This is a genomic window from Streptomyces sp. SM10 (assembly GCF_002910915.1).
Classification (GTDB): domain Bacteria; phylum Actinomycetota; class Actinomycetes; order Streptomycetales; family Streptomycetaceae; genus Streptomyces.
In genome coordinates, this window is the sequence record NZ_NEUF01000088.1 from 16,641 (window position 1) to 38,833 (window position 22,193).

At 71.7% G+C, this 22,193-nt stretch carries 15 protein-coding genes and 1 riboswitch; of the genes, 5 read left to right on the forward strand and 10 right to left on the reverse strand.

Annotated elements, in window-relative coordinates; translation table 11 throughout:
- The first annotated feature begins 60 nt into the window (after nucleotides 1-60).
- Nucleotides 61-2,607 (forward strand): beta-galactosidase, encoded by a 2,547-nt coding sequence (locus B9S57_RS12225; RefSeq protein WP_103515580.1) that lies wholly within the window; start codon nucleotides 61-63, stop codon nucleotides 2,605-2,607.
- Nucleotides 2,608-2,689: 82 nt separating this feature from the next.
- Here the strand turns inward: B9S57_RS12225 and B9S57_RS12230 are convergent, their stop codons facing one another.
- On the reverse strand, nucleotides 2,690-4,294 hold the full coding sequence (locus B9S57_RS12230; protein ID WP_103515581.1) for an alpha-amylase family glycosyl hydrolase: 1,605 nt from the start codon (nucleotides 4,292-4,294) through the stop codon (nucleotides 2,690-2,692).
- A 134-nt stretch (nucleotides 4,295-4,428) separates the two neighbouring features.
- Nucleotides 4,429-5,235, reverse strand: a complete 807-nt coding sequence (locus B9S57_RS12235) for an endonuclease/exonuclease/phosphatase family protein (RefSeq protein WP_103515582.1) — start codon at nucleotides 5,233-5,235, stop codon at nucleotides 4,429-4,431.
- A 182-nt stretch (nucleotides 5,236-5,417) separates the two neighbouring features.
- Here B9S57_RS12235 and B9S57_RS12240 point away from each other — a divergent pair, with 182 nt between their 5' ends.
- The 3 genes from B9S57_RS12240 to B9S57_RS12250 all read left to right on the forward strand — a co-directional run bounded on the left by B9S57_RS12240 (nucleotide 5,418) and on the right by B9S57_RS12250 (nucleotide 10,840).
- Complete coding sequence (locus B9S57_RS12240) at nucleotides 5,418-7,583, forward strand: glycoside hydrolase family 3 N-terminal domain-containing protein (RefSeq protein ID WP_103515583.1); 2,166 nt, start codon at nucleotides 5,418-5,420, stop codon at nucleotides 7,581-7,583.
- A 90-nt stretch (nucleotides 7,584-7,673) separates the two neighbouring features.
- Complete coding sequence (locus B9S57_RS12245) at nucleotides 7,674-9,521, forward strand: DUF2264 domain-containing protein (RefSeq protein ID WP_103515584.1); 1,848 nt, start codon at nucleotides 7,674-7,676, stop codon at nucleotides 9,519-9,521.
- A 425-nt stretch (nucleotides 9,522-9,946) separates the two neighbouring features.
- Nucleotides 9,947-10,840 carry a formylglycine-generating enzyme family protein gene (locus tag B9S57_RS12250; protein WP_374935932.1) on the forward strand — a complete coding sequence of 298 codons (894 nt, stop codon included), beginning with the start codon at nucleotides 9,947-9,949 and terminating at the stop codon, nucleotides 10,838-10,840.
- 233 nt (nucleotides 10,841-11,073) lie between these two features.
- On the opposite strand, the gene B9S57_RS12255 is transcribed toward B9S57_RS12250, so the two are convergent.
- The 4 genes from B9S57_RS12255 to B9S57_RS12270 all read right to left on the reverse strand — a co-directional run bounded on the left by B9S57_RS12255 (nucleotide 11,074) and on the right by B9S57_RS12270 (nucleotide 16,544).
- Complete coding sequence (locus B9S57_RS12255) at nucleotides 11,074-11,724, reverse strand: thymidine kinase (protein ID WP_103515585.1); 651 nt, start codon at nucleotides 11,722-11,724, stop codon at nucleotides 11,074-11,076.
- A gap of 62 nt (nucleotides 11,725-11,786) precedes the next feature.
- Complete coding sequence (locus tag B9S57_RS12260) at nucleotides 11,787-12,974, reverse strand: alkaline phosphatase family protein (RefSeq protein WP_103515586.1); 1,188 nt, start codon at nucleotides 12,972-12,974, stop codon at nucleotides 11,787-11,789.
- The gene (locus tag B9S57_RS12265) at nucleotides 12,974-13,570 is read right to left on the reverse strand and encodes a DUF5998 family protein (protein ID WP_103515587.1); all 597 of its coding nucleotides are present in this window, start codon (nucleotides 13,568-13,570) and stop codon (nucleotides 12,974-12,976) included. The genes B9S57_RS12260 and B9S57_RS12265 overlap by 1 nt, the downstream gene beginning before the upstream one ends.
- A 61-nt stretch (nucleotides 13,571-13,631) precedes the next feature.
- Nucleotides 13,632-16,544 carry a bifunctional GNAT family N-acetyltransferase/acetate--CoA ligase family protein gene (locus B9S57_RS12270; protein ID WP_103515588.1) on the reverse strand — a complete coding sequence of 971 codons (2,913 nt, stop codon included), beginning with the start codon at nucleotides 16,542-16,544 and terminating at the stop codon, nucleotides 13,632-13,634.
- Between the two features lie 165 nt (nucleotides 16,545-16,709).
- Here B9S57_RS12270 and B9S57_RS12275 point away from each other — a divergent pair, with 165 nt between their 5' ends.
- Entirely contained in the window at nucleotides 16,710-16,991 is a 282-nt protein-coding gene (locus B9S57_RS12275; protein WP_018520603.1) for an HPr family phosphocarrier protein, read from the forward strand.
- A 172-nt stretch (nucleotides 16,992-17,163) separates the two neighbouring features.
- On the opposite strand, the gene B9S57_RS12280 is transcribed toward B9S57_RS12275, so the two are convergent.
- The 4 genes from B9S57_RS12280 to B9S57_RS12295 all read right to left on the reverse strand — a co-directional run bounded on the left by B9S57_RS12280 (nucleotide 17,164) and on the right by B9S57_RS12295 (nucleotide 22,017).
- Nucleotides 17,164-17,865: a GntR family transcriptional regulator gene (locus B9S57_RS12280; RefSeq protein ID WP_103515589.1), complete on the reverse strand. Its 702-nt coding sequence runs from the start codon at nucleotides 17,863-17,865 to the stop codon at nucleotides 17,164-17,166.
- Nucleotides 17,866-18,089: 224 nt separating this feature from the next.
- Nucleotides 18,090-18,884, reverse strand: coding sequence for a M23 family metallopeptidase (locus B9S57_RS12285; RefSeq protein WP_103515590.1), 795 nt, complete (start codon nucleotides 18,882-18,884; stop codon nucleotides 18,090-18,092).
- Between the two features lie 12 nt (nucleotides 18,885-18,896).
- Nucleotides 18,897-19,065: riboswitch (cyclic di-AMP (ydaO/yuaA leader) on the reverse strand.
- A gap of 190 nt (nucleotides 19,066-19,255) precedes the next feature.
- The gene (locus B9S57_RS12290) at nucleotides 19,256-20,638 is read right to left on the reverse strand and encodes a pitrilysin family protein (protein ID WP_103515591.1); all 1,383 of its coding nucleotides are present in this window, start codon (nucleotides 20,636-20,638) and stop codon (nucleotides 19,256-19,258) included.
- Nucleotides 20,639-20,664: 26 nt separating this feature from the next.
- Complete coding sequence (locus B9S57_RS12295) at nucleotides 20,665-22,017, reverse strand: pitrilysin family protein (RefSeq protein ID WP_103515592.1); 1,353 nt, start codon at nucleotides 22,015-22,017, stop codon at nucleotides 20,665-20,667.
- Nucleotides 22,018-22,193 lie beyond the last annotated feature (176 nt).

A 22,193-nucleotide genomic window follows, 5' to 3' on the forward strand; every position in this document is an offset into this window, starting at 1 on the left:
GCGACCGGGGCGGGTGAGCCGTATCCGGATCCCCCTCACTCCTGACCTCTGGAGCCCCACATGACGCACGAGGCCACAGCCACCCCGAGCGGCGCGAGCCGCAGAACCGTTCTCGCGGCCGGGGGCGCCATAGCCGCAGCAGGTAGCGTCCTCGGCGCGGTGAAGCCCGCCACCGCCGCCACGCCCGCCGGCTCACCGGCCGCGCCCGCCGCCGACCGAGTCGTCACCTTCCGGGACCGCCAGATCCTCATCGACGGCGAGCCGACCGTCGTCATGGCCGGCGAGATCCACTACTTCCGCCTGAAGAAGGAGGACTGGCAGTCGCGTCTCGACCGCGCCAAGGAAGCCGGCCTGGACACCATCGCCACGTACATCCCCTGGATGTGGCACGAGACCTCCGACGGCGATATCGACCTCACCGGGACGACCCGCCCCGAGCGCGACCTGGGCGCCTTCCTCGACCTGTGCCGCGAGAACGGCTTCATGATCATTGCCCGGCCCGGCCCGTTCACGATGGGCGAGCTGGAGGGCGAGGGCGTGCCCGAGCGGGCCCGCCAGGAGCACCCGGAGATCACCTCGACCGGCTGGGACGACCGCAAGGCCACCACCCCCACGGTCGACTACCTCGCGCCCGCCTTCCTCGAAGAGGCCAAGCGCTGGTACGACGCCGTGAACCCGGTGATCGCCGAACGCCTGCACACCAAGGACAAGCCCGGCGTCATCGCCTACCAGCTGTGCAACGAGATCGGCATGCTGGCCTGGGTCAGCAACGGCCCCGACCTCACCGACCACCTCCTCGGCGACTTCAACGCCTGGCTGGAGAAGACCTACGGCGACAAGCTCGGCAGCCGCTACCCCTTCGCGGGCAAGGCCGCCGAGGACCGCAACCCGGCGATACGCAAGCCGGAGGACGCGTACGCCGCCGCCCTCATGCACGACCTGGGCACCTTCATGCGCGGCCGGTTCGCCCGCTACACCGCCGAGTTGAAGAAGTACGCCGAGGCCGGCGGCGTGACCGGCATCCCGTTCCTGATCAACATCCACGGCACCGGTGGCAACAACGCCCTTCAGTACCCCATCGGCGTCAGCCAGCTGATGGAGACCTTCGGCGGCAAGCCGGATATCATCCCCGGCTCCGACTTCTACCTCGGAAGCCTCGATGTCAAGAACGTCACCGATCTCTACCTCATCAACGCGTTCACTACGGCCGTCAGCGGCAGCGAACAGCCGCTGTCCGTCCTGGAGTTCGACGCGGGCCACGCCGACTACGGCAACGACAACGCCAACCAGACGGACGCCGAGAGCACCTGGCTCAAGACCAGCCTGTGCCTCGCCCAGGGCGTAAAAATGTTCAACTACTACCTGTTCACCGGGGGCTTCAACCCGAAGTTCGACAAGCCCGTCGGCAACGGCAACGACCGCATCGGGCACACGGGCGAGCGGCACGGGTTCGCCGCGCCCGTCGATCCCGAGGGGCGGCGTGGCGTCAGCTTCGAGCCGACGAAGGCGAGCGCGCGCTCGGTACGGGCGCTCGCGCCGCTGCTCGCGACGATGAAGCCCGAACACGACCCGGTCACCTTGGGCTTCGTCCCCGACCACTACCTCACCGAGTACCACCCGCCGCAGCGCGAGTCCGTCGACGCCGTGCTCGCCGACGTGCAGAGCATCCGCGGCTTCGGCCCGCGCGCGGCCCTGTCCCGCTCGCTGCTCTTCGGCGGTTTCCGCTACGACAGCATCGACCTGCAGGCCACAGAGCTCGACCCGGCGAAGCGGCCGCTCATCGCCTTGGCCACCGGCGAGTACCTGGGCCGCAAGGTTCAGGACCGCTTGGTCGCGTACCTGAAGGCGGGCGGCAAGCTGCTCCTGTCCGGCCTGGTCCCCGGCAAGGACATGGACGGCTCGGAGTACACCGCTCTGCGCGACGCCCTCGGTTTGAAGCCCGAGAAGGCCCTCACCGGCGCCGAGCGCTTCCGGCTCTCGGTCACCGCGCACGGCTGGGCGGACGGCATCGCCGAGATCCGCCTCGACAAGACCCAGCTGTGCACGGCCGAGCGCGGAACCACCGTCCTGCGCGAGTACACGACGAAGAAGGGCTGCGGCTTCGACATCCCCGTCGGAAAGGGCCGGGCCGTCGTCGTGACCTGCAACTACCGCGGTGACCTGGAGTTCTGGGGCAAGGCGATGACCGCGCTCGAGGCCAAGCCGGCGATCAGGCACTCCGCCACCCGACCCGCCGTCCTGCTGCTCACCAGCAAGGGGGAGAACGGCCGCGTGATGCACGCTTTCAACCTGACCTCCGGGTACGGCGAGTCCTTCACCGTGACCGAGAAGGGCAAGCCGCTCTTCGGCGGCGAGAAGCTCCACCTGGCGGGCCGCAGCTCGGCCGTCCTGCCGCTGGGCCTCGAAGCAGGCGGCATGCGGATTGCGTACGCGACGGCCGAGATCGTCGGGGCGAAGGACGGCGAGGTCTCCTTCCGCACGCTCGGTGACGAGGCGGTCGTCGCGATCGACGGCCCGGCCCGCGCCGAGAGGGCGAAGGTCACGTCCGAGGGCGGCCGTACCGTACTGCGGGTGAGGCGCGGGGAGTTCACGGTCCGCAAGGGCTGATCCGGCACACGACGAAGGGGCCCTCCCGCGGCTGCGGGACGGCCCCTTCCTTCGCATTCGCGCCGAACGGCGTCCGGAAGGATCAGTGCGCGTCGGGCGTTTCGAGCAGGAAGACGCCGTAGCCGAAGCCCTCGGCACGGATGCGGCCGTCGGCGACAGTGACGCCCGCGGCTTCCAGCGGGGTGGCAACGGTGCCGTCCGGAGCGTCGATCCGCGCTGCCTCGCGGCGCGGGTTCACGACGACGAGGTAGCGGTCGCCGCGGATGTAGGCCAGGGGGTAGCCCTCGTGCAGGATCTCCGTGCTACCGGACGAGCCGAGTTCGGGCGTGGTCTTCCGGAGCGCGATCAGGCGGCGGACGAGGTGGAGCAGGGAGCCTTCGTCGGCGCGCTGGGCGGCGACGTTCGGTCGGGACGGGTCCCGGTCGAGGGGAAGGTACAGGTCCTCGGCGGGGGCGGTGGAGAAGCCCGCGTTGACGGTGTCGTCCCACTGCATGGGGGTGCGCGAGCCCGCGCGGTCGTAGCGTGGCCCGAGGCGGCTGCCCTCGCGGGTGGGGGTGCCGGGGACGTAGCGCATGCCGATCTCGTCGCCGTAGTAGATCGCGGGGAGCGTCGGCCAGGTGAGCTGGAAGGCGAAGGCTGCGGGGAGTTGTTCGGCGGTGCGGGGGCCGGTGGACAGGCGGGAGAAGTCGTGGTTGGCGGTAGGGAGCGAGATGAAGCCCGCGTCGCCGATGATCTCTGTCGCCTCGCGCCAGGCCTCGAGGAAGACAGCCGTAGTGCCCTCGCCCTCGGCGCCGAAGTACGGCTCAAGGGGCTCCCACGCCTCGTGAACGGTGCCCTCACCGTTGTTCCAGAGGGACTTCAGTGCGGCCCCGTCGCTGCGCGGGCCGAACTGGAGGAAGAAGTCGCAGTGGAAGCCGGCCGGGACGGACACCTGCGGATCGCCCCACTCGGAGAGCAGTGCGGCCTGCGGGTGCTTCCCGTCCAGCCAGTCGCGCAGCTCGCGCCAGAGTTTGGCGGTTTCGACCTGGCCCGGGTCGTCCTTGACCAGCGAGGCGGCCATGTCGACGCGGAAGCCGGAAAGGCCGAGGCCCAGCCAGTGGTCCATGATGTCGCGCAGCGCCTGGCGGTTGGCTCGAGGACCTTCGGCGTCGACGGGAAGGCGCCACGGCTCCGCCGGGTCCATGCGCGCGTGGCCGAAGTTGAGGGCGGGCTGGGACTCGAAGAAGTTCGGCTGGTAGAAGCCGTACCGGCTGCCGGGCGAGGCGACGAAGCCCTCGGGGGACTCGTCGGTCCCGGCCCAGATGAAGCGCTGGTCGGACGGGTCGTTCGCGGAGGCCTTGAACCAGGGGTGCTGGTCGGAGGTGTGGCCCGCGACCAGGTCGAGAAGGACCCGGATGCCGCGGCGTCCTGCGGCCTCGGTGAGCCGGGAGAGGTCCTCGTTGGTGCCGTAGCGCGGGGCGACGTTGAGGTAATCGGCCACGTCGTAACCCGCGTCGTCGAACGGCGAGGCGAAACACGGGTTGAACCAGACCGTGTTCACGCCGAGCCACTCGAGGTGGTCGAGCTTCGCCTCGATGCCGGCGAAGTCGCCGATACCGTCGCCGTTGGAGTCGGCGAAGGACTGCGGATAGATCTGGTAGAGCACGGCGTCGGCGAGCCACTCGGTGGCGGGACGGCGGGATGGCATGGGACTCCCTGAGGGCGTCGGCGATCCGGACGGACCGGCTGCGACTGATAGTGCTGACGGGGCTGAGGGGTCTGATGGGTCTGATGGGTCGGTCTCGTTCAGCGGGAGAACCTCGTTCCACGAGACGGGGTCGTTCAGCAGGACAGCTCGACGACTGCCCGTACCGGAAGGTGATCACTCGGCCATACGGCGTCCGGCGCGGGCAGCCCGACGGACGTCCCGTGCACCCGAGTGCCGCGCGAGGCGAGGATCCAGTCGATGCGCGCGCCGTCGGGCCGGAGCGGGCCGTAGCCGTGGAAGGTGCCGTACGAAGGGCCGCGCCGCTCGGCGTTGTCCCAGGTGTCCTCCAGGCCGGCCTGCGCGGAGAGCACGGCGTGCACCTCTGGGTCGCCCGCCGGGGTGTTGAAGTCGCCGGTTATCAGGCGGGGGACGCCTGAGGCCAGGGCGTCCAGGCGCTCAGCGAGGAGGGCTGCGGAACGCGCCCGTGCGTAAGCGCTCTCATGGTCGAAGTGCGTATTGGCAGCGAAGAGTTCACCGCCGGTGACGAGATCACGGAAGCGGACCCAGGTGACCATGCGCGGGCAGCCGCCGCCCCAGGTCTCGGAACCCGGTACATGCGGGGTGTCCGAGAGCCAGAAGTGACCGTGCTCCAGGGATTCGAGGCGGTTCCGGTCGTAGAGGACGGCCATGTGCTCGCCCCTCTCGCCGCCCTCACGGCCCTCGCCGATCCGGGCGTACTCGGGACCGAGACCCTCCTGTGCCTCGCCGACCTGCGAGTACAACCCCTCCTGGGTGCCCAGCAGATGGGGCCGCTCATGACGGAGGAGGGCGATGACCGCCTCCCGGCGCGCACTCCACGGGTGTGGCGCCCCCTCCCAGTCGACCTGCAGATTGAAGCTCATGATCCGCAGCGCACTGCCGCCTACGGCGTCTCCGCCCATGGGGCACCTCCTTTTCTCCGGCCCGCCGGCAGGCTCGGGCCGGGTTGTGCAACGAGGTGGTGACGGCCACTTGATCCCCTCGCCTGAATGCGCTTACATTTTGCTGCGGAAACACTAACTTCACGGTCCCCATCCGGCAATGGCCCCCGGCCCACTGCACCCCGGCCCCCGAAGGACGCGACATGCTCCGCACGCACGACGACAAGGTCAAGGAAATCCTCGGCCGGATGACGACCGAGGAGAAGCTCGGCCAGGTCCAGCAGCTGACGTGGACCGGAGCCACCGGTCCGGGCGGCGGCCAGACCGCGGAGATCGAAGCGTCGGCCCGTGCGGGCAAGCTCGGTTCGGTCCTGAACCTGCACGGTGCGAAGTGGACCAACGACCTCCAGCGCCTCGCGGTCGAGGAGTCCCGGCTCGGCATCCCGCTGCTCTTCGGCTTCGACGTCATCCACGGCTTCTGGACAACCTTCCCGATCCCACTCGCGCAGGCCGCCGCCTTCGACCCGGCCGTGGCCGAGACCGACGCGCGCATCTCCGCCGTCGAGACCCGCTCGCAGGGTGTGCGCTGGACCTTCTCGCCGATGATGGACGTCACCCATGAGCCGCGCTGGGGCCGTATCGCCGAGTCCTGTGGCGAGGACCCGTACCTCAACGCCGCACTCGCGGTGGCCAAGGTGCGCGGCTACCAGGGTCCGCCCGACGGTTCGGGCCTCACCTCCAAGAACCATGTCGCGGCCTGCGCCAAGCACTTCGTTGCATACGGCGGGGCCGAGGGCGGCCGCGACTACAACACCGTGGACGTATCCGAGCAGCGCCTTCGCAACCACTACCTGCCGCCGTTCAAGGCCGCGCTCGACGCCGGTGCGGCCACCGTCATGGCCGCGTTCAACACAGTGGGCGGCGTCCCCGCACACGCCAACAACCACACCATGAACTCCATCCTCAAGGTGGAGTGGGGCTTCGACGGCTTTGTGGTCAGCGACTACACCGGCGTCATGGAGCTGGTCGCGCACGGCTTCGCCGAGGACGCCGCGCACGCCGCCGAGCTGTCCCTGAACCACGGCCTGGACATGGAGATGGTCTCCACCCACATCTTCGACCACGGCCAGGAGCTGCTCGCCGACGGCCGGATCTCCATGGACCGCCTCGACGATGCGGTCACGCGCATCCTGCGGCTCAAGTTCGCGCTCGGCCTCTTCGACGACCCGTACACCGACGCGGCGATGGAGATCACACAGCCCACCGCCGCGTCCCGCGCGGCCGCGCGGGACGCCGCCGCCCGCTCGATGGTGCTCCTGAAGAACGACGGCTTCCCGGGGAACGACGGCGCGGTGCTGCCGCTCGACGCCGCCACCTCTTCGATCGCGGTCGTCGGGCCGCACGCCGACTCCGTCGACCAGCACGGCACCTGGGCCGGCCCCGGCCGGCTCCACTTCGAGTCGGTCAGCATCCTCGACGCGATCCGCGAAGCCGCACCGGACGCCGACATCCGGCACTCTGGTCCCGACCCTGCCATGGCGGCCGCCGCCGCGTGGGCCGCCGACCTCACCGTCGTCGTGGTCGGCGAGGACTCCGCGATCAGCGGCGAGGCCGCCGCCCGCAGCGACATCGACCTGCCCGCAGGGCAGCAGCAGCTGATCGAGGCGGTCGCCGCGACCGGCAAGCCCTTCGTGGTCGTGCTGGTCAACGGCCGCCCGCTCACCATCGGCGGCTGGGTGGACCGCGCGCCCGCCGTCCTGGAGGCCTGGCACGCGGGCATCGAGGCCGGGCACGCCGTGGCCGATGTGCTCTTCGGCAAGGTCAACCCCGGCGGCAAGCTGCCGGTCTCCTTCCCGCGGAACGTCGGCCAGATCCCCATCTACTACAACCACGAGTCCACCGGTCGGCCGTACGACCAGGTCGAGAAGTACGTTTCGAAGTACCTGGACCTGCCCGACGGCCCGCAGTTCACCTTCGGCCACGGGCTCAGCTACACCACGTTCGCGACCGGCGAGCCGAAGCTGAGCCACCAGGAGATCTCGGTGGACGCACTCGAGCGCGGCGAGAGCGTCGAGGTCACGGTGGGGGTCGCCAATACCGGGTCGCTGACCGGTGACGAGGTGGTCCAGGTGTACGTCCACGACGTCGCGGCGAGCATCACGCAGCCGGTGCGGAAGCTGCGCGGTTTCGAGCGGGTGACGCTGGAGCCGGGCGAGGAGCGCATCGTCCGCTTCCCTCTCGGAGCCGAGGACCTGGGCTTCTGGACGAACGACCCGTCCGGGACGTACGTACTGGAGCGCGGCCGTATCGATGTGTACGCCGGCAGCAGCAGTGCGACGCAGGCCCGCGCGAGCCTGCGTCTGGTCTGAGCAAAAGGCCCACCCGCCACCGTTCACGACGGACGGCGCCTCTCCCATACGACCGGGTCGCTGTCCGCCGATCCTTCCTGGAGTCACCGCATGTGGCAGCTGCCGCCCGAGGACCGCACGACAAGCCCCTACACCGGCTGGACCCGCGCCCACTGGGAGGCCGTCGCCGACAGTCTGCTGGCCGCGGTGCGTGAGCACGCCTCGCCCGGTGGCGCACTGATCTCTCTTCCGGGGCCGGCCAGTTCGTCGGGCCCGCGCTCGGACGGGCTGGAGGGCTACGCCCGTACGTTCCTGCTCGCCGCGTTCCGTGTCACCGGTGCGGGCGGCGACGACCCGCACGGGATGCTGTCGCGTTACGCGGACGGCCTCGCCGCAGGCACCCGCACCCCCGGCCGCGACGACGCCGAGTCCTGGCCGCGCCCCTCGGAGTGCGGCCAGGCCTGGGTGGAGGCGGCCTCGATCGCGCTCGGCCTGCGCCTGACCCGCCCGTGGCTCTGGGACCGTCTGGACAAGGACGTACAAGAACGCGCCGCAGACTGGATGTCGGAGGCGCTCGGCACTCCCCCGGTCAACAACAACTGGTGGCTCTTCCCGCTCACCGTCGGCGGTTTCCTCGCCGAGGCCGGCCACCACGAGGAGGCGTCCCGCGCCGCGATCCAGCGCGGCCTGGCGAAGATCGAGACGTGGTACGAGGGCGGCGGCTGGTACACCGACGGCCCGGAGCGGTCCTTCGACCACTACAACGGCTGGGCGATGCATCTCTACCCGATGCTGCACGCACGGCTGAGCAACGACGGGGACATGCTCGCGCGGTACGGAGGCCGGCTGCGCGAATTCCTCGCGGACTACTCCCGCCTCTTCGCCGCCGACGGCTCGCCGCTGCCCATCGGGCGCTCCCTGACCTACCGTTTCGCCACCGCCTCCGCGCTCTGGGCGGGCGCCCTGACCGGTCACACCCCGCTCGCCGCCGGCGCGACCCGGCGGATCGCCTCGGGCGCCCTGCGCTACTTCACCGACCGGGACGCAGCCGACGACGGGCTGCTCTCCATGGGCTGGCACGGCCCGTACCCACCTGTCGTGCAGGAGTACTCGGGACCCGCGTCCCCGTACTGGGCCGCCAAGGCCTTCGTCGGTCTGCTCCTGCCGGCGGACCACCCCGAGTGGACGGCCGTCGAGCGTGCCGCTCCCGTCGAGGCCGGGGACTCGGTCACTGCGCTGCCGGCACCCGGCTGGCTGGTGCAGGCCACGGCGGCCGACGGTGTCGTCCGCGTGCACAACCACGGCAGCGACGGGCAGATCGTCCACCCGGAGCGCGACGATCCGCTGTACGCCCGGCTCGCCTACTCCACGCACACCGGCCCGACCGAGCCGGGTGCCGCACCGGACAATCACTTCGGACTGGTCGAGGACGGGCGGATCACCCGGCGCGGCCGGATCACCCCGCTGGGCTCCGGGGACGGCTGGACGGCCTCGGTCCAGCGGACTCCCGCCGGCACGGCACGTCTCGCCTCGATGACACTTGCACGGGGGGCGGCGGAGGTGCGCATCCACCGTGTCGAGGGTGCCGCCCCCGGCACCCGTGTGCGCGCGTCCGGCTGGGCCGTGGACGGCAACCGCACGGTCTCCGCCCTGCACCCTGTGTACGGCTTCGACGGCCCGGCAGGCTCTGTCCCCGGCGGCCCCACGGCCTACGCGGAGGCAACCCGCATGCCCGTCGCCGAAGGCACGGTCGGCGACGGCCTCTTCGTGTGCTGCGCCTCCCTGTCGGGAACGGGTCCCGGTACGGCCCCGGCCTTCCCCGACGTACAGGTCAACGGCCCGGCGGTGCGCATCACCTGGCCCGGGGGAGAGGTACAGGTCGCGACCCTGACCGCCGACACGGCCACGGTCGCCCCCGGCGACAGCGCTGGGCTTCGTGAGCGGCCCGGGCCCGGGTGAACGCGCCGCTGCACCCATCGACAATCGCGCGGGCGACGTTCACCGAGTCGGCCGGCCGGCGCAAGAGGGATGCCTTGACCCTCGCACCGCGCGAGCCGCCCGCCGCCTCCGCGAACACCGCACGCTCGACCGCCTTACGGCGCGCCCCATTGGCATCGACCAGCCAGCCAGGCCGCACCTGTCGTTTCGCAGCCCGCGCGCTTGACAGTCAGCCGCTCCATACCATCCGCTGGGGCCGGCGGCGATCACTGCCTTACTGAGATCGGCCCCCGTTTCCGCGGCTGGGCACCAGAAAGAGGAACGTGAGCACCATCGAACCCAAGGAACGACCTGCCTGCTGTGCCCCGCAGCGGCATCGCAGCGGCGGGACCGACGCCGACGACATCGCGGTGTCCGCACCGCTCCTGGGCATATCCGCGGGTGCTGTGACGCCCGCTGACACGGTGTCGGTGCCGCACGGGGGCTGGTGTGCGCTGGAGGCCGGTGCGTTCCTGATGGGCTGCGCAGACGGCCCGTACGCGGCGGACGGCGAGGGACCGGTGCGTGAGATCACCGTCGGCCCGTTCATGATCAGCGCCACCGCGGTCAGCGCTGCGGAGTTCGCCGCCTTCGTGGACGCCACCGGTCACACGACGGACGCCGAACGGTTCGGCTGGTCCTTCGTCTTCGGCGGCTTCCTGCCCCGCGACTTCCCGCCGACGCGGGCGGCGGCGGCGACCCCGTGGTGGCGCCAGGTCCATGGTGCGCACTGGCGGCAGCCGGAAGGCCCCGGATCGGATCTGGGCAGGCGCGGCCGCCGCGACAACCGGTGGGACCACCCTGTCGTGCACGTCTCGTACGCCGATGCCCTCTCCTACTGCCGCTGGGCCGGGGCACGGCTGCCGACCGAGGCGGAGTGGGAGTACGCGTCCCGTGGCGGGCTGACGAGCATGCCGTACCCCTGGGGCCAGGAGCGCGACCCGGGCGGCGACTACCGGATGAACATCTGGCGCGGCACCTTCCCGGGCCGCAACACTGCAGCCGACGGGTACGCCGGCACCTGCCCTGTCGACGCCTTCGAGCCCAACGCCTACGGACTGTTCAACACCACCGGGAACGTATGGGAGTGGTGTGCCGACTGGTTCAGCCCAGGCTTCCACAAGCGGGGCCCGCGCATCGACCCGGCCGGCCCGGCGTTCGGCCAGGCCCGCGTACTCAAGGGCGGCTCGCACATGTGCCACGAGTCGTACTGTCTGCGCTACCGCACCTCGGCCCGCATGGGAAACACCCCCGACAGCTCCAGCGGCAACACCGGCTTTCGCGTGGTGCGCCGTGACTGACGAGCGCCGGCTGCCCCTTCACGCCCTTCCCGCCGCCCCGGCTCCGCACCGTGCCTCCGGGACTCCGACCGGGTATGAGCCTGCCGCAGTACGCTCCCTCAACATCGGAGAACAAGACGCGTTGTCTCCCGGCGCACAGGCCGGCCAGTCCGCCTTCACGGACCTGACCTGAGATTTCCCGGGAGTTCCCGCGCTGATGCGCAGTACGCCCCGACCAGCCGCCCCAAAAACGATCAACCCTGAACAACCGGCAGCACGTCCGGCGACAGTGCCGCCGACCGCGCCGTCGCGCTCGTCACCCGCTTGCGGTGGTGACGCCGGCACAGCACCTCGTACCCGATGTCTTCAGCCGACCGGTTCACGTCACCGACCACGACCTGAGCACCTTCGACGACCATCTCCCCGCCCACGGTCCGCGCATTGTGCGTGGCCCGCGCCCCACACCAGCACATCGCCTCGACCTGCAGCGTCTCTATCCGATCCGCCAGCTCGATCAACCGCTGCGAACCCGGGAACAGCTTCGTACGGAAGTCGGTCGTAATCCCGAAGGCGAAGACGTCCAGCTTCAAGTCATCCACGATCCGCGCCAGCTGGTCGATCTGCTCCGGCGCGAGGAACTGCGCCTCGTCCACGATCACATAGTCGATCTTCCCGCCGCGGGACAACTCATCGACCACGTACGCGTACAGGTCCCGCCCCGGCTCCGCCTCGACAGCCTCGCTCACCAGGCCGAGCCGGGACGAAATCTTCCCCTCCCCCGCCCGGTCGTCACGCGTGAAAATGACACCTTGAAGCCCTCTTGCTGACCGGTTATGACCAATCTGCAGCGCCAGCGTGCTCTTTCCGCAGTCCATCGTTCCGGAGAAGAACGCGAGCTCGGGCATGAGAAGTCGAGCGCCTTTCGGGGTGCGTGCGTGTGTGCGGAGGGGGGATGAGGGCGACGAGCCTACGTGCGTACCTCGAGGAGCGGGACGAGCTGCTCCACGGGGGTCAGCGATCCGTGCATCCCCACCATCGCGGACTCATGGGGTTCGTTGACCGAAGCGGTGATCACCACGTCGTCGTGGGCGGCCGCGACGACGTCGCCGATCCTGCCGTACACCCGCTCGTCGACCTGCGGGCCGAACCAGCCCGCGGCGACGGCCTCGTCCCGGCTCGCCACCCAGAACTGCTCGCCGAGCACCTCGCGCCAGACGGTCAGGACGTCGGCCTCGGCCCCGGGGACCGCGTACACGTGGCGGGCACGGCCCTCGCCGCCCAGCAGGGCGACGCCGGCGCTCAGCTCCCAGTCCTCGTCGAAGTCGATCCGGGACTGTTCGTCGAACGGCACGTCGATCATGCCGTGGTCCGCGGTGATGTAGAGCGCCGAGCGGGGCGGCAGCTGCTCGGCCAGGCGCCGGGCGAGTCCGTCGACGTACATCAGCTGTCCCCGCCAGGCGTCGGAGTCGACGCCGAAGCGGTGTCCCTGGCCGTCGACCTCGCTGTAGTACGTGTAGACGAGCGACCTGTCACCGGCGGCGAGCCGCTCGGCGGCGACGTCCATCCGCTCCTCACCGGTGAGCCTGCCGAGGAAGGAGCCGCCGCTGAGCGCGACCTTGGTCAGCGGGGTCTGCTCGAAGCCGGGGGCGGAGACCTGGGCCGTGCGGACGCCCGCCGCGTCCGCGAGCGTGAAGACGGTGGGGTAGGGCTGCCAGGCCCTGAGGTCGGTCCACGGCCTCCAGCGGAGCTGGTTCATCAGCGCGCCCGTCGCCGGGTTGCGCACCGTGTAGCCGGGAAGGCCGTGGCGGCCCGGGGGCAGGCCGGTGCCGACCGAGGCGAGCGAGGTCGCGGTGGTCGAGGGGAAGCCCGCGGTGACCGGCCGGCCGGTGCCACCGCGGGAAGTGGGCAGCAGCGAGTACAGGAAGGGGGCCTCGTCCGGGTGGGCCTTGATCTGCTCCCAGCCGAGCCCGTCGATGAGGAAGACGCAGTTCCGGTCGGCGGGGGTGAGCTCCGGGATGGTCGCCTCGAAGCCGGGTACGCCCTGGCCCGCCACGAGCGTCGGCAGCAGATCGGCGAGCGAGCCGGAGCCGTACTCGGGTACGGGCGCGCTCTCGGGTGCGAGCAGGACGGGGTCCTGCCAGGCGGGCTGGGCCATCAGCGGGCGGGCGGCGCGGTCACGGCCGTGGCCTCGGAGAGGGCCTGGGCGAACGCGAGGGTCTGACGCACGGTGTCCGGGCCGTCGCCGGCCTCGCTGACGCGCAGGCTGAGGTCGTCGGCGGTGGAACTGCCGGTGTAGCCGTGGTCGGCCTCGCAGTTGGGGTCCCCGCAGGCGGCGGGTTCGAGGTCGATACGGGAGACGGCGCCCCAGCCGATGGTCAGGACGACCTCGCGGGGCAGCGAGCCGGGCACGTACTTCTCCGGGTTGGCGACCACGCGGCTGACCACGACGGACGAGATCCGGTCCAGCTTGACCGACTCCGTGGACGTCGTGGCGTACGGCGTCGGGGAGCTGGTGTCGGCGGCCTGCTCGTCGGTGTGGCTGACGATGAAGCGGGTGTCCGTCAGGACCAGGACCGTGACATGGCGGCGGACCTCGTTGGAGTCGAAGGTGGTCTCCTGGTGCACCAGGTACGAAGCGACCGGCTCCCCGCCGACGGCGGCCTCCACCGCCTCGGCCACGAGGGCCGGGTAGTAGCCGCTGCGCTCGATCGCCGCGCGCAGCCCCTGGGTCGTCGTACCGGTCTTTGCCATGAGGACCATCCTACGGGGGGCCGGTGGCTGCCGGGGACGCCCTGCGCGGGTCCGGGGGCGGTCAGTAGCTGGGAAGCCGGCGCGGGCCGAGATCGCTGCGGGCCGGCGGTGGGGCGAGACGGACGCTCGCTCCGAGCACCGTCAGCCCGTCCGTGGCCACGACCACGGGTTCCAGGGCGACCGACACCACCTCGGGGTGGTCGTCGACGAGCCGGGACACCCGCAGGAGGAGCTCTTCGAGCGCCGCCGTGTCCACCGGCGCGGAGCCGCGCCAGCCGAACAGCACGGGCGCCGCCCTGATGGAGCGGATCAGCTCGGCGGCGTCGCGGTCGGTCGCCGGCACCAGGCGGTGGGCCGTGTCGCCCAGCAGTTCGGAGGGCGCTCCGGCCAGCCCGAAGGAGAGGACGGCACCGGCGGCCGCGTCGATCGACGCCCTGACGACGGTGTCGACGCCCCGGGGCGCCATGGCCTGGACGACGGGGCGGAGTTCCGCGGGCGCGCCGAGCAGATCGGTCAGCTCGTCGTACGACCGGCGCAGGGCGTTCTCGTTGGCGAGGTCGAGCCGGACGCCACCGAGGTCGGCGCGATGGCGCAGATGGGGCGCGGTCGTCTTGAGCGCCACCGGGTAACCGAGCTTCGCGGCGGCCGCGACGGCCGCCTCCGGATCGGGGGCGGGGAGCGCCGCCCGTACGGTCACGCCGTAGCGGGCGAGCAGTTCGCGGGCCTCGTCATGGGGGAGGGGGCGGCCGCGCGGGTCGGGATCGGGGCCCAGCAGCGTCCCGATCAGCCCGGCGGTCCCGTGTTCGTCGATGGTGTCGTCCAGGAAGGCGGGCACCTTGCCGGGGGCGGCCGCGTGGCGCCGCCACTGGGCGTACTTCACCGCTTCGGCGAGCGCCCTGACGGCTCGCTCGGCGGCCGGGTAGGCGGGGATGCGTCCGGCGGCCGGCCCCGCGGGGCCGTTCACGTGCTCGTCCGTCGCGGGCGTGCCGGGTGCCGGGTCCTCGCTCCGGCCGCCGCCACCCGCCGGGGCGGCGGACGGGGCGCCCGGATCCGGATTCGGACCAGGGGCGGGGCCGGCCGGCCGGGACTCGGGTCGCGCGGCCGTGCTCGTGGCGGCCGCCAGGGCCTGGGCCAGGCCGCCCATCTCCACGTGCACCACCGCCACGGGCTTGGCGGGGCCGGTGGCCGCCGCCTCGCGCAGCGCCGCCGCGAGCACCTCGCCGTCCCCTGTCTCGGCCTCGCCGTTCTCCCCCACCCAGGGGATCGCGGTCACGATCACGGCGTCGCTCGTCCGGTCGGCGAGGGCCTCCGCCAGCGCGTTCCGGAAGTCCCGGGGACCCGCCGCCGTCGTGAGGTCGCGGGGCGGGCGCGGGCGGAGCCCCTCCGCCAGGCAGGCGTCGTAGGTGAGGAGGCCGAGGGACTCCGAGTTGCCGAGGATCGCCACCCGGGGTCCGTCGGGCAGGGGCTGGCCGGCGAGGAGCAGACCGGCGTCGACCATCTCGGTCACGGTGTCGACGCGGATCACGCCGGCCTGCCGCATCAGGGCGGACACCGTCGCGTCGGGAATCCGGCTGACGGGGACGGCGTGGCCCGGCGGGTTGGATCCGCTGTGCCGGGCGCCCTTCACGACGACCACGGGCTTCACGGCGGCGGTCCGGCGGGCGAGGCGGGTGAACTTGCGGGGGTTGCCGAGCGATTCGAGGTACAGCAGGGCGACATCGGTGCCCTGGTCCTCGTACCAGTACTGCAGGAGGTCGTTGCCCGAGACGTCGGCCCGGTTGCCCGCGGAGATGAACGCCGACAGGCCGGCGCCCCTGCGGTGCAGACCGGACAGGACGGCGATCCCGATGGCGCCGGACTGGGTGAAGAGCCCGATGCGCCCGGCCTTGGGCGACTCGGGGGCGAGGGAGGCGTTGAGCCGGACCGCGTCGGAGGTGTTGATGATGCCGAAGGCGTTCGGCCCGATGATCCGCATGCCGTACGAGCGGGCCTGCCGCACCAGCTCCCGCTGCCGCTCCCGGCCCTCGGTACCGCGCTCGGCGTAGCCGGCGGTGAGGACGACGAGTCCCTGGACCCCCTGCTCCCCGCAGTCGGCGACGGCCTCGGGCACCCGGTCGGCCGGGACGGCGACGACCGCGAGATCGACCTGCTCGCCGATCCCGCCCACGGAGCGGTGGGCGGGGACCCCCTCGACCGTGCCCTGGTCCTCGGCGAACGACGTGTTGACCGCGTATGCGCGTCCGGTGAAGCCGGAGGCGAGGAGATTGCGGAGCACGGTCCGGCCGACGCCCCCGGGCGCACGTCCGACGCCGACGACCGCGACGGACCCGGGGGCCAGCAGGCGCTGGACGGAGCGCGCCTCGGCCCGCTGCTCGCGGGCGCGCTGCACGGCGAGGGACTCGGCCGTGGGTTCGAGGTCGAGGGTGAGGTGGACGGAGCCGTCCTCGAAGCTGCGCTGCTGGGTGAATCCGGCGTCCCGGAACACCTTGATCATCTTGTTGTTGGCGGGGAGCACCTCCGCGGCGAAGCGCCGGATGCCCCGCTCCCTGGCCACCGCGGCGATGTGTTCGAGCAGGGCCGAGGCGACGCCGCGGCCCTGGTGGGCGTCCTGGACGAGGAAGGCGACCTCGGCCTCGTCCGCGGGGGCGGAGGCGGGCCGGCCGCGCTCGTCGATCCGGTCGAAGCGCACGGTGGCGATGAACTCGCCGCCGATCGTGACGGCCAGTCCCACCCGGTCGACGTAGTCGTGATGGGTGAAGCGGTGCACGTCCCGGGCGGAGAGGCGCGGATACGGGGCGAAGAAGCGGTAGTACTTCGACTCGTCGGACACCTGCTCGTAGAAGCTGACCAGCCGGTCGGCATCGTCCGTGGTGATGGGTCTGATGCGCGCGGTGCCACCGTCGCGGAGCACCACGTCCGCCTCCCAGTGGTCGGGGTACGCGTGGTGCGGACTCTGCTCCCCAGTGGGCTCCATGGGCAAAGCCTACGACCCGGCACACCGGTCGCGGCGGGTTCGCGGCAGGGGCACGCTGAGGGAGCCGGCGGGCGGTGGGCGGCCGGCCCCCGACGCCGGGCACAGCAGTGCGCACCACATGAGAGACTGGTCTAGACAACCCATTGATACGTGAAGGGCAGAACCATGGCTGAGCGCCGCGTCAACGTCGGTTGGGCCGAGGGCCTGCACGCCCGCCCCGCTTCCATCTTCGTCCGTGCCGCCACGGCCTCCGGCGTCCCCGTGACGATCGCCAAGGCGGACGGCAACCCCGTGAACGCCGCCTCCATGCTCGCGGTGCTCGGCCTGGGCGCCCAGGGCGGCGAGGAGATCGTGCTCGCGTCCGAGGCGGACAACGCCGAGGCCGCCCTGGACCGTCTGGCGAAGCTGGTCGCCGAAGGGCTCGAGGAGCTCCCGGAGACCGTCTGATTCCGGCCGATCCGAACCGGATTCTTTCTGCGGGAAAGCCGCGGCACCCCCGACCGGGAGCCGCGGCTTTCCTGTTTCCGGAACACGGCAGGACAAGGTCCCGTAAATTCCGAATCAGGGCAGCAGAAAGGGAGCCGTCCGGGAATTACCCTCTTTGTATACGGCGCAATTGTTAATGACGGGCTCCCGCGGTGTTTACGGGGTGTTGCGAAGTCCTCACCCGGGCGCCCCCCGTGCTGCCCGGCCGGTCCGTGCGGCGCAGCCGGTGGGCGGCGGTGGCCCGCTCGGCGTGCTGCGTGGCCAGTGCCCTGGCCCGCTCCGCGTCACGGCGCGCCACGGCGTCGACGAGAGCGCCGTGCTCGGCCCAGGAGTCCGCGGGGCGGGCCGGCTGCTCGACGGCGTACATCCAGGTGATCTTGTGCCGGAGCTGGGTGAGCAGCGCGATGAGGGCGGGGCTGCCCGAGGCCTGCGCCAGGGTCTCGTGGAACCAGCCGCCCAGGGAGCGCAGGTCCTCCCCCTCGCCCCGGCGGACCCGCTCCTGCCCCAGCCTGACCAGGCCGCGGAGCACCTTGAGGTGCGACTCCGTACGGCGCTGCGCCGCACGTGCCGCCCCCAGCGGCTCCAGCAGCATCCGGATCTCCAGGAGGTCCGCCGCCTCCTGCTCCGTGGGCTCGGCGACACAGGCGCCGGCGTGGCGGCGGGTGACGACGAACCCTTCGGACTCCAGGGTGCGCAGCGCCTCGCGCACGGGGACGCGGGAGACGCCGTAGCGACGCGCGAGCACCTCTTCGGTGAGGCGGCTGCCGCGCTCGAAGACACCGGAGACGATGTCGTCACGGATTGCCGTGCATACCGAATGCGCGGGAATGCGCATGTCCGAACCTCCGCCTTAATCCCCGCGAAACGCGGCTGATCGACGCCTGTTCTGTGACTCTATTGCAACCGGCGGGAATTTCCGATGGCGGGGTGGAATCCATGGATATCTTTTGGCCAGGGAGCAGTTCCACGGGGGTCTCCGCGCCACCCCGGTCCGGATGCACGGCGAAGGCCCCGGCGGATGCCGGGGCCTTCGCCGGAGCGGTGTGGTGCGGCGTGGGGTCAGACCTGGACGCCGTGCGCGCGGAGGTAGGCGACGGGGTCCATGTCGGAGCCGTACTCGGGGGTGGTCCGGGCCTCGAAGTGCAGGTGCGGGCCGGTGGAGTTGCCGGTCGACCCGGAGATACCTATCTGCTCACCGGATCCGACGCTCTGGCCGACGGAGACACCGATCGAGGAGAGGTGGCCGTACTGGGTGTACGTGCCGTCCTTCATCTTCAGCACGATGTTGTTGCCGTACGCGCCGCCCCAGCCGGCCTCGACGACCGTGCCGGCGCCGACCGCGACGACGGAGGTGCCGGAAGCCGCCTGGAAGTCCACGCCGGAGTGGGTGCCGGAGGACCAGAGCGCGCCACCGGACTTGTAGCCGGTGGTCACGTGCGAGCCGGCGACGGGGAGGTGGAAGGCGTTCAGCCGGGCACGCTCGGCGGCGCGGGCGGCGCGCGCCTTCTCCTCGCGGGCCTCCTTGGCGCGGGCTTCGGCCTTGCGCTTCGCCTCGGCCTCGGCCTTCGCCCTGGCCTTGGCCGCGGCCTCCGCCTTCGCGGCGACCTCGGCCTGGTGCGCCTGCGCCTTCGCCTGGGCGTCGATCTGGGCGGCGAGGGTCGTGTCGAGGGCGACGGTCTGGGCCAGGCCGCCGGAGGAGGCGGTGACGGCCTCGGAGTCCGCCGCGAGGGCCGGGGAGGCGGTGGCGCCGATGACGCCGGCGGTGGCCAGGGCGGCGATGCCGGCGACCTCGGCGCTCTTGCGCGTCAGGCGGCTCGGGGCACGGTGCTTCCCGGTGGCACGGATGAACGCCATGGAGGGGCTGGTCCTTTCCTTCCTTCTCGCCTACCGGGTTAGCTGACGGGTTCGGAGCAGGAAGGTCTCCTACGGGCCCCTGAGCCTCGCACGAGGGGCAGGGATCCGATTCACCCCAGGGACTTCGTGGGTCCCCGGCTCCCCAGGCTCGCGCCTGACGGGGACTCGGCGATGACTGCCCGGCGCCACGGATGCGGCATTCGTCTGGCGGACAGCCGGGCCGACGCTAGAACGGGCCGCTTTCCCCCGCCAAACGGAACGGGGCTTTTGTCGCACATCCCACAGGATGAACACGCATCTTCCACTTAAATCAGACAAATGACAGAACCCCGGCGAGTGCGCCCCGCCGGGGTCCCTGATGTCCCGTCATGTCAGCCGGTGACGACCGACACCTCACCGATGCCGAGCGCCTTCACGGGCTCCGCGATCTGTGCGGCGTCCCCGACCAGGACGGTGACCAGCCGGTCCACCGGGAACGCGTTGACCACGGCCGCGGTCGCCTCGACCGTGCCCGTCGCCGCCAGGCGCGCGTACAGCTCGGCCTGGTAGTCGTCCGGCAGGTGCTGCTCCACCTGGTCGGCCAGGGTGCCCGCGACCGAGGCCGCCGTCTCGTACTTCAGCGGGGCGACGCCCACGAGGTTCTGTACGGCGGTCTCGCGCTCGGCGTCGGTGAGCCCTTCTGCCGCCAGCGTGCGCAGGACCTTCCAGAGGTCGTCGAGTGCGGGCCCGGTGGACTCCGTGTCGACGGAGCCGCTGATGGCGAGCATCGCGGCGCCCGTCGCGCCGGACGGGGAGGCGGGCGCCGTCGAGCGCAGCACCTGCCCGAAGGCCCGGACGCCGTAGGTGTAGCCCTTCTCCTCGCGCAGCACGCGGTCCAGCCGCGAGGTGAGCGTGCCTCCCAGGCAGTACGTGCCGAGGACCTGGGCGGGCCACACGCTGTCGTGCCGGTCCGCGCCGATCCGGCCGATCAGCAGCTGCGTCTGGACGGCCCCCGGGCGGTCGACGATGACCACACGGCCGGTGTCGTCCGCAGTGATCGGGGGCACCGGGCGTGCCTGACCGGCGTTGCCCGACCAGTCCCCGACGGTGTCGGCGAGCAGCGCGTCCAGGTCCACCTCGGTGAGGTCGCCGACGACGACCGCCGTCGCCGTGGACGGGCGGACATGGGCGTCGTAGAAGGCGCGCACGGCCGCCGCGTCGATCCGCCGGACGGTCTCCTCGGTCCCCTGGCGCGGACGCGACATCCGTGCAGTGGAGGGGAAGAGCTCCTTGGACAGCTGCTTGGCGGCCCGCCGGGCGGGGTTGGCCTGCTCGTGCGGGATCTCGTCGAGGCGGTTGACGACCAGGCGCTCCACCTCGTTCTCCGCGAAGGCCGGGGCCCGCAGCGCCTCGGCGACCAGGCCGAGGGCCTTGGCCAGCCGGGAGACCGGGACCTCCAGGGAGACGCGGACCCCCGGGTGGTCCGCGTGGGCGTCCAGCGTGGCCCCGCAGCGCTCCAGCTCCGCGGCGAACTCCTCGGCGGAGCGCTTGTCCGTGCCCTCGGACAGGGCACGCGACATGATCGTCGCCACGCCGTCCAGCCCCTCGGGCTCGGCGTCCAGCGGTGCGTCGAGGAAGATCTCCACGGCGACGACCTGCTGGCCCGGGCGGTGGCAGCGCAGCACGGTCAGCCCGTTGGGCAGGGCGCCACGCTCGGGCGCGGGGAAGGCCCAGGGCCTGGCCTCGCCGGCGGTCGGCTGCGGGTGGTACTCCATCGCTACTCCAGTCACGGCGGCGTCGGTCACTTGTCGGCCCCCTCGTGCGCGTCGGTGCCGTCCGGCTCGTCGGCCGGTTCGACCGGCTCGTAGACCAGGACCGCACGGTTGTCGGGACGCAGGTGCGCCCGGGCGGCGGCCTTGACCTCGTCGGCCGTCACGTCCAGCACCCGGCCCACGGCGGTCAGGGCGAGCTGCGGGTCGCCGAACAGGACGGCGTACCGGCACAGTTCGTCGGCGCGGCCGGCAACGGTGCCGAGTCGGTCCAGCCACTCGCGCTCCAACTGCGCCTGGGCGCGTTCCATTTCCTCGGGCGTCGGGCCCTCCTCGGCGAAGCGGGCCAGCTCCTCGTCGACGGCCGACTCGATCTGGGGCACCTCGACACCGCCGGACGTCTTGACGTCCAGCCAGCCCAGGGAGGGCGCTCCGGCCAGCCTGAGCAGCCCGAAGCCGGCGGCCACCGCCGTGCGGTCGCGGCGGACCAGCCGGTTGTGCAGACGGGAGGACTCGCCGCCGCCGAGCACGGTCAGGGCGAGGTCCGCGGCGTCGCACTCACGTGTGCCGTCGTGCGGCAGCCGGTAGGCGGCCATCAGCGCACGCGCGGGAACCTCCTCCTGGACGACCTCGCGCAGCTGTTCGCCGATGACGTCCGGCAGGGTGCCGTCGCGCGGGGGCTGCTTACCGTCGTGCGATGGGATGGAGCCGAAGTACTTCTCGATCCAGGCGAGCGTCTGCTCCGGGTCGATGTCCCCGACCACGGAGAGCACCGCGTTGTTCGGCGCGTAGTACGTGCGGAAGAACGCCTGCGCGTCGTCCAGGGTCGCAGCGTCCAGGTCCGCCATCGAGCCGATCGGCGTGTGGTGGTACGGGTGGCCCTCCGGGTAGGCGAGGGCGGTGAGCTTCTCGAAGGCCGTGCCGTACGGGACGTTGTCGTAGCGCTGGCGGCGCTCGTTCTTCACGACGTCCCGCTGGTTCTCCATGGACTCCTCGTCGAGCGCGGCGAGCAGTGAGCCCATCCGGTCGGCCTCGAGCCACAGGGCCAGCTCCAGCTGGTGCGTGGGCATCGTCTCGAAGTAGTTGGTGCGTTCGAAGCTGGTCGTGCCGTTCAGGGAGCCTCCGGCCCCCTGCACCAGCTCGAAGTGCCCGTTCCCCTTGACCTGGCCCGAACCCTGGAACATCAGGTGTTCGAAGAGGTGAGCCAGACCCGTACGGCCCTTGACCTCGTGGCGGGAGCCGACGTCGTACCAGAGGCAGACCGCGGCGACGGGGGTCAGATGGTCCTCGGAGAGCACCACGCGCAGGCCGTTGGCCAGGCGGTGCTCGGTCGCCGTCAAGCCGCCGGAACCGGCCTGGGCTGTGGCCGTGTGACCCATGGGCATGTACGTCCCTTCGATCGGTACAGGATTTCCTGCCGGACCTGCCACTCTAAGCAAGCGCACGGGCACCTGGCGAAGTTCCCGTTGGGTGAATGTTGTCGTAGATACTGCCGTGAACGGGGGCTCCGGGGGCGCCCCGGGAGCGCTTCGGACGGGTCGAGGTCGGCGTTGTCGGTACG

What these genes read in the sequence shown, in the direction of transcription:
- B9S57_RS12240 (WP_103515583.1), top strand. Translation starts at nt 5,418, where the DNA reads ATGCTCCGCACGCACGACGACAAGGTCAAGGAAATCCTCGGCCGGATG.
- B9S57_RS12280 (WP_103515589.1), bottom strand. Translation starts at nt 17,865, where the DNA reads ATGCGCATTCCCGCGCATTCGGTATGCACGGCAATCCGTGACGACATC.
- B9S57_RS12265 (WP_103515587.1), bottom strand. Translation starts at nt 13,570, where the DNA reads ATGGCAAAGACCGGTACGACGACCCAGGGGCTGCGCGCGGCGATCGAG.
- B9S57_RS12225 (WP_103515580.1), top strand. Translation starts at nt 61, where the DNA reads ATGACGCACGAGGCCACAGCCACCCCGAGCGGCGCGAGCCGCAGAACC.
- B9S57_RS12255 (WP_103515585.1), bottom strand. Translation starts at nt 11,724, where the DNA reads ATGCCCGAGCTCGCGTTCTTCTCCGGAACGATGGACTGCGGAAAGAGC.
- B9S57_RS12270 (WP_103515588.1), bottom strand. Translation starts at nt 16,544, where the DNA reads ATGGAGCCCACTGGGGAGCAGAGTCCGCACCACGCGTACCCCGACCAC.
- B9S57_RS12290 (WP_103515591.1), bottom strand. Translation starts at nt 20,638, where the DNA reads ATGGAGTACCACCCGCAGCCGACCGCCGGCGAGGCCAGGCCCTGGGCC.
- B9S57_RS12235 (WP_103515582.1), bottom strand. Translation starts at nt 5,235, where the DNA reads ATGGGCGGAGACGCCGTAGGCGGCAGTGCGCTGCGGATCATGAGCTTC.
- B9S57_RS12245 (WP_103515584.1), top strand. Translation starts at nt 7,674, where the DNA reads ATGTGGCAGCTGCCGCCCGAGGACCGCACGACAAGCCCCTACACCGGC.
- B9S57_RS12260 (WP_103515586.1), bottom strand. Translation starts at nt 12,974, where the DNA reads ATGGCCCAGCCCGCCTGGCAGGACCCCGTCCTGCTCGCACCCGAGAGC.
- B9S57_RS12230 (WP_103515581.1), bottom strand. Translation starts at nt 4,294, where the DNA reads ATGCCATCCCGCCGTCCCGCCACCGAGTGGCTCGCCGACGCCGTGCTC.
- B9S57_RS12295 (WP_103515592.1), bottom strand. Translation starts at nt 22,017, where the DNA reads ATGCCCATGGGTCACACGGCCACAGCCCAGGCCGGTTCCGGCGGCTTG.
- B9S57_RS12275 (WP_018520603.1), top strand. Translation starts at nt 16,710, where the DNA reads ATGGCTGAGCGCCGCGTCAACGTCGGTTGGGCCGAGGGCCTGCACGCC.
- B9S57_RS12285 (WP_103515590.1), bottom strand. Translation starts at nt 18,884, where the DNA reads ATGGCGTTCATCCGTGCCACCGGGAAGCACCGTGCCCCGAGCCGCCTG.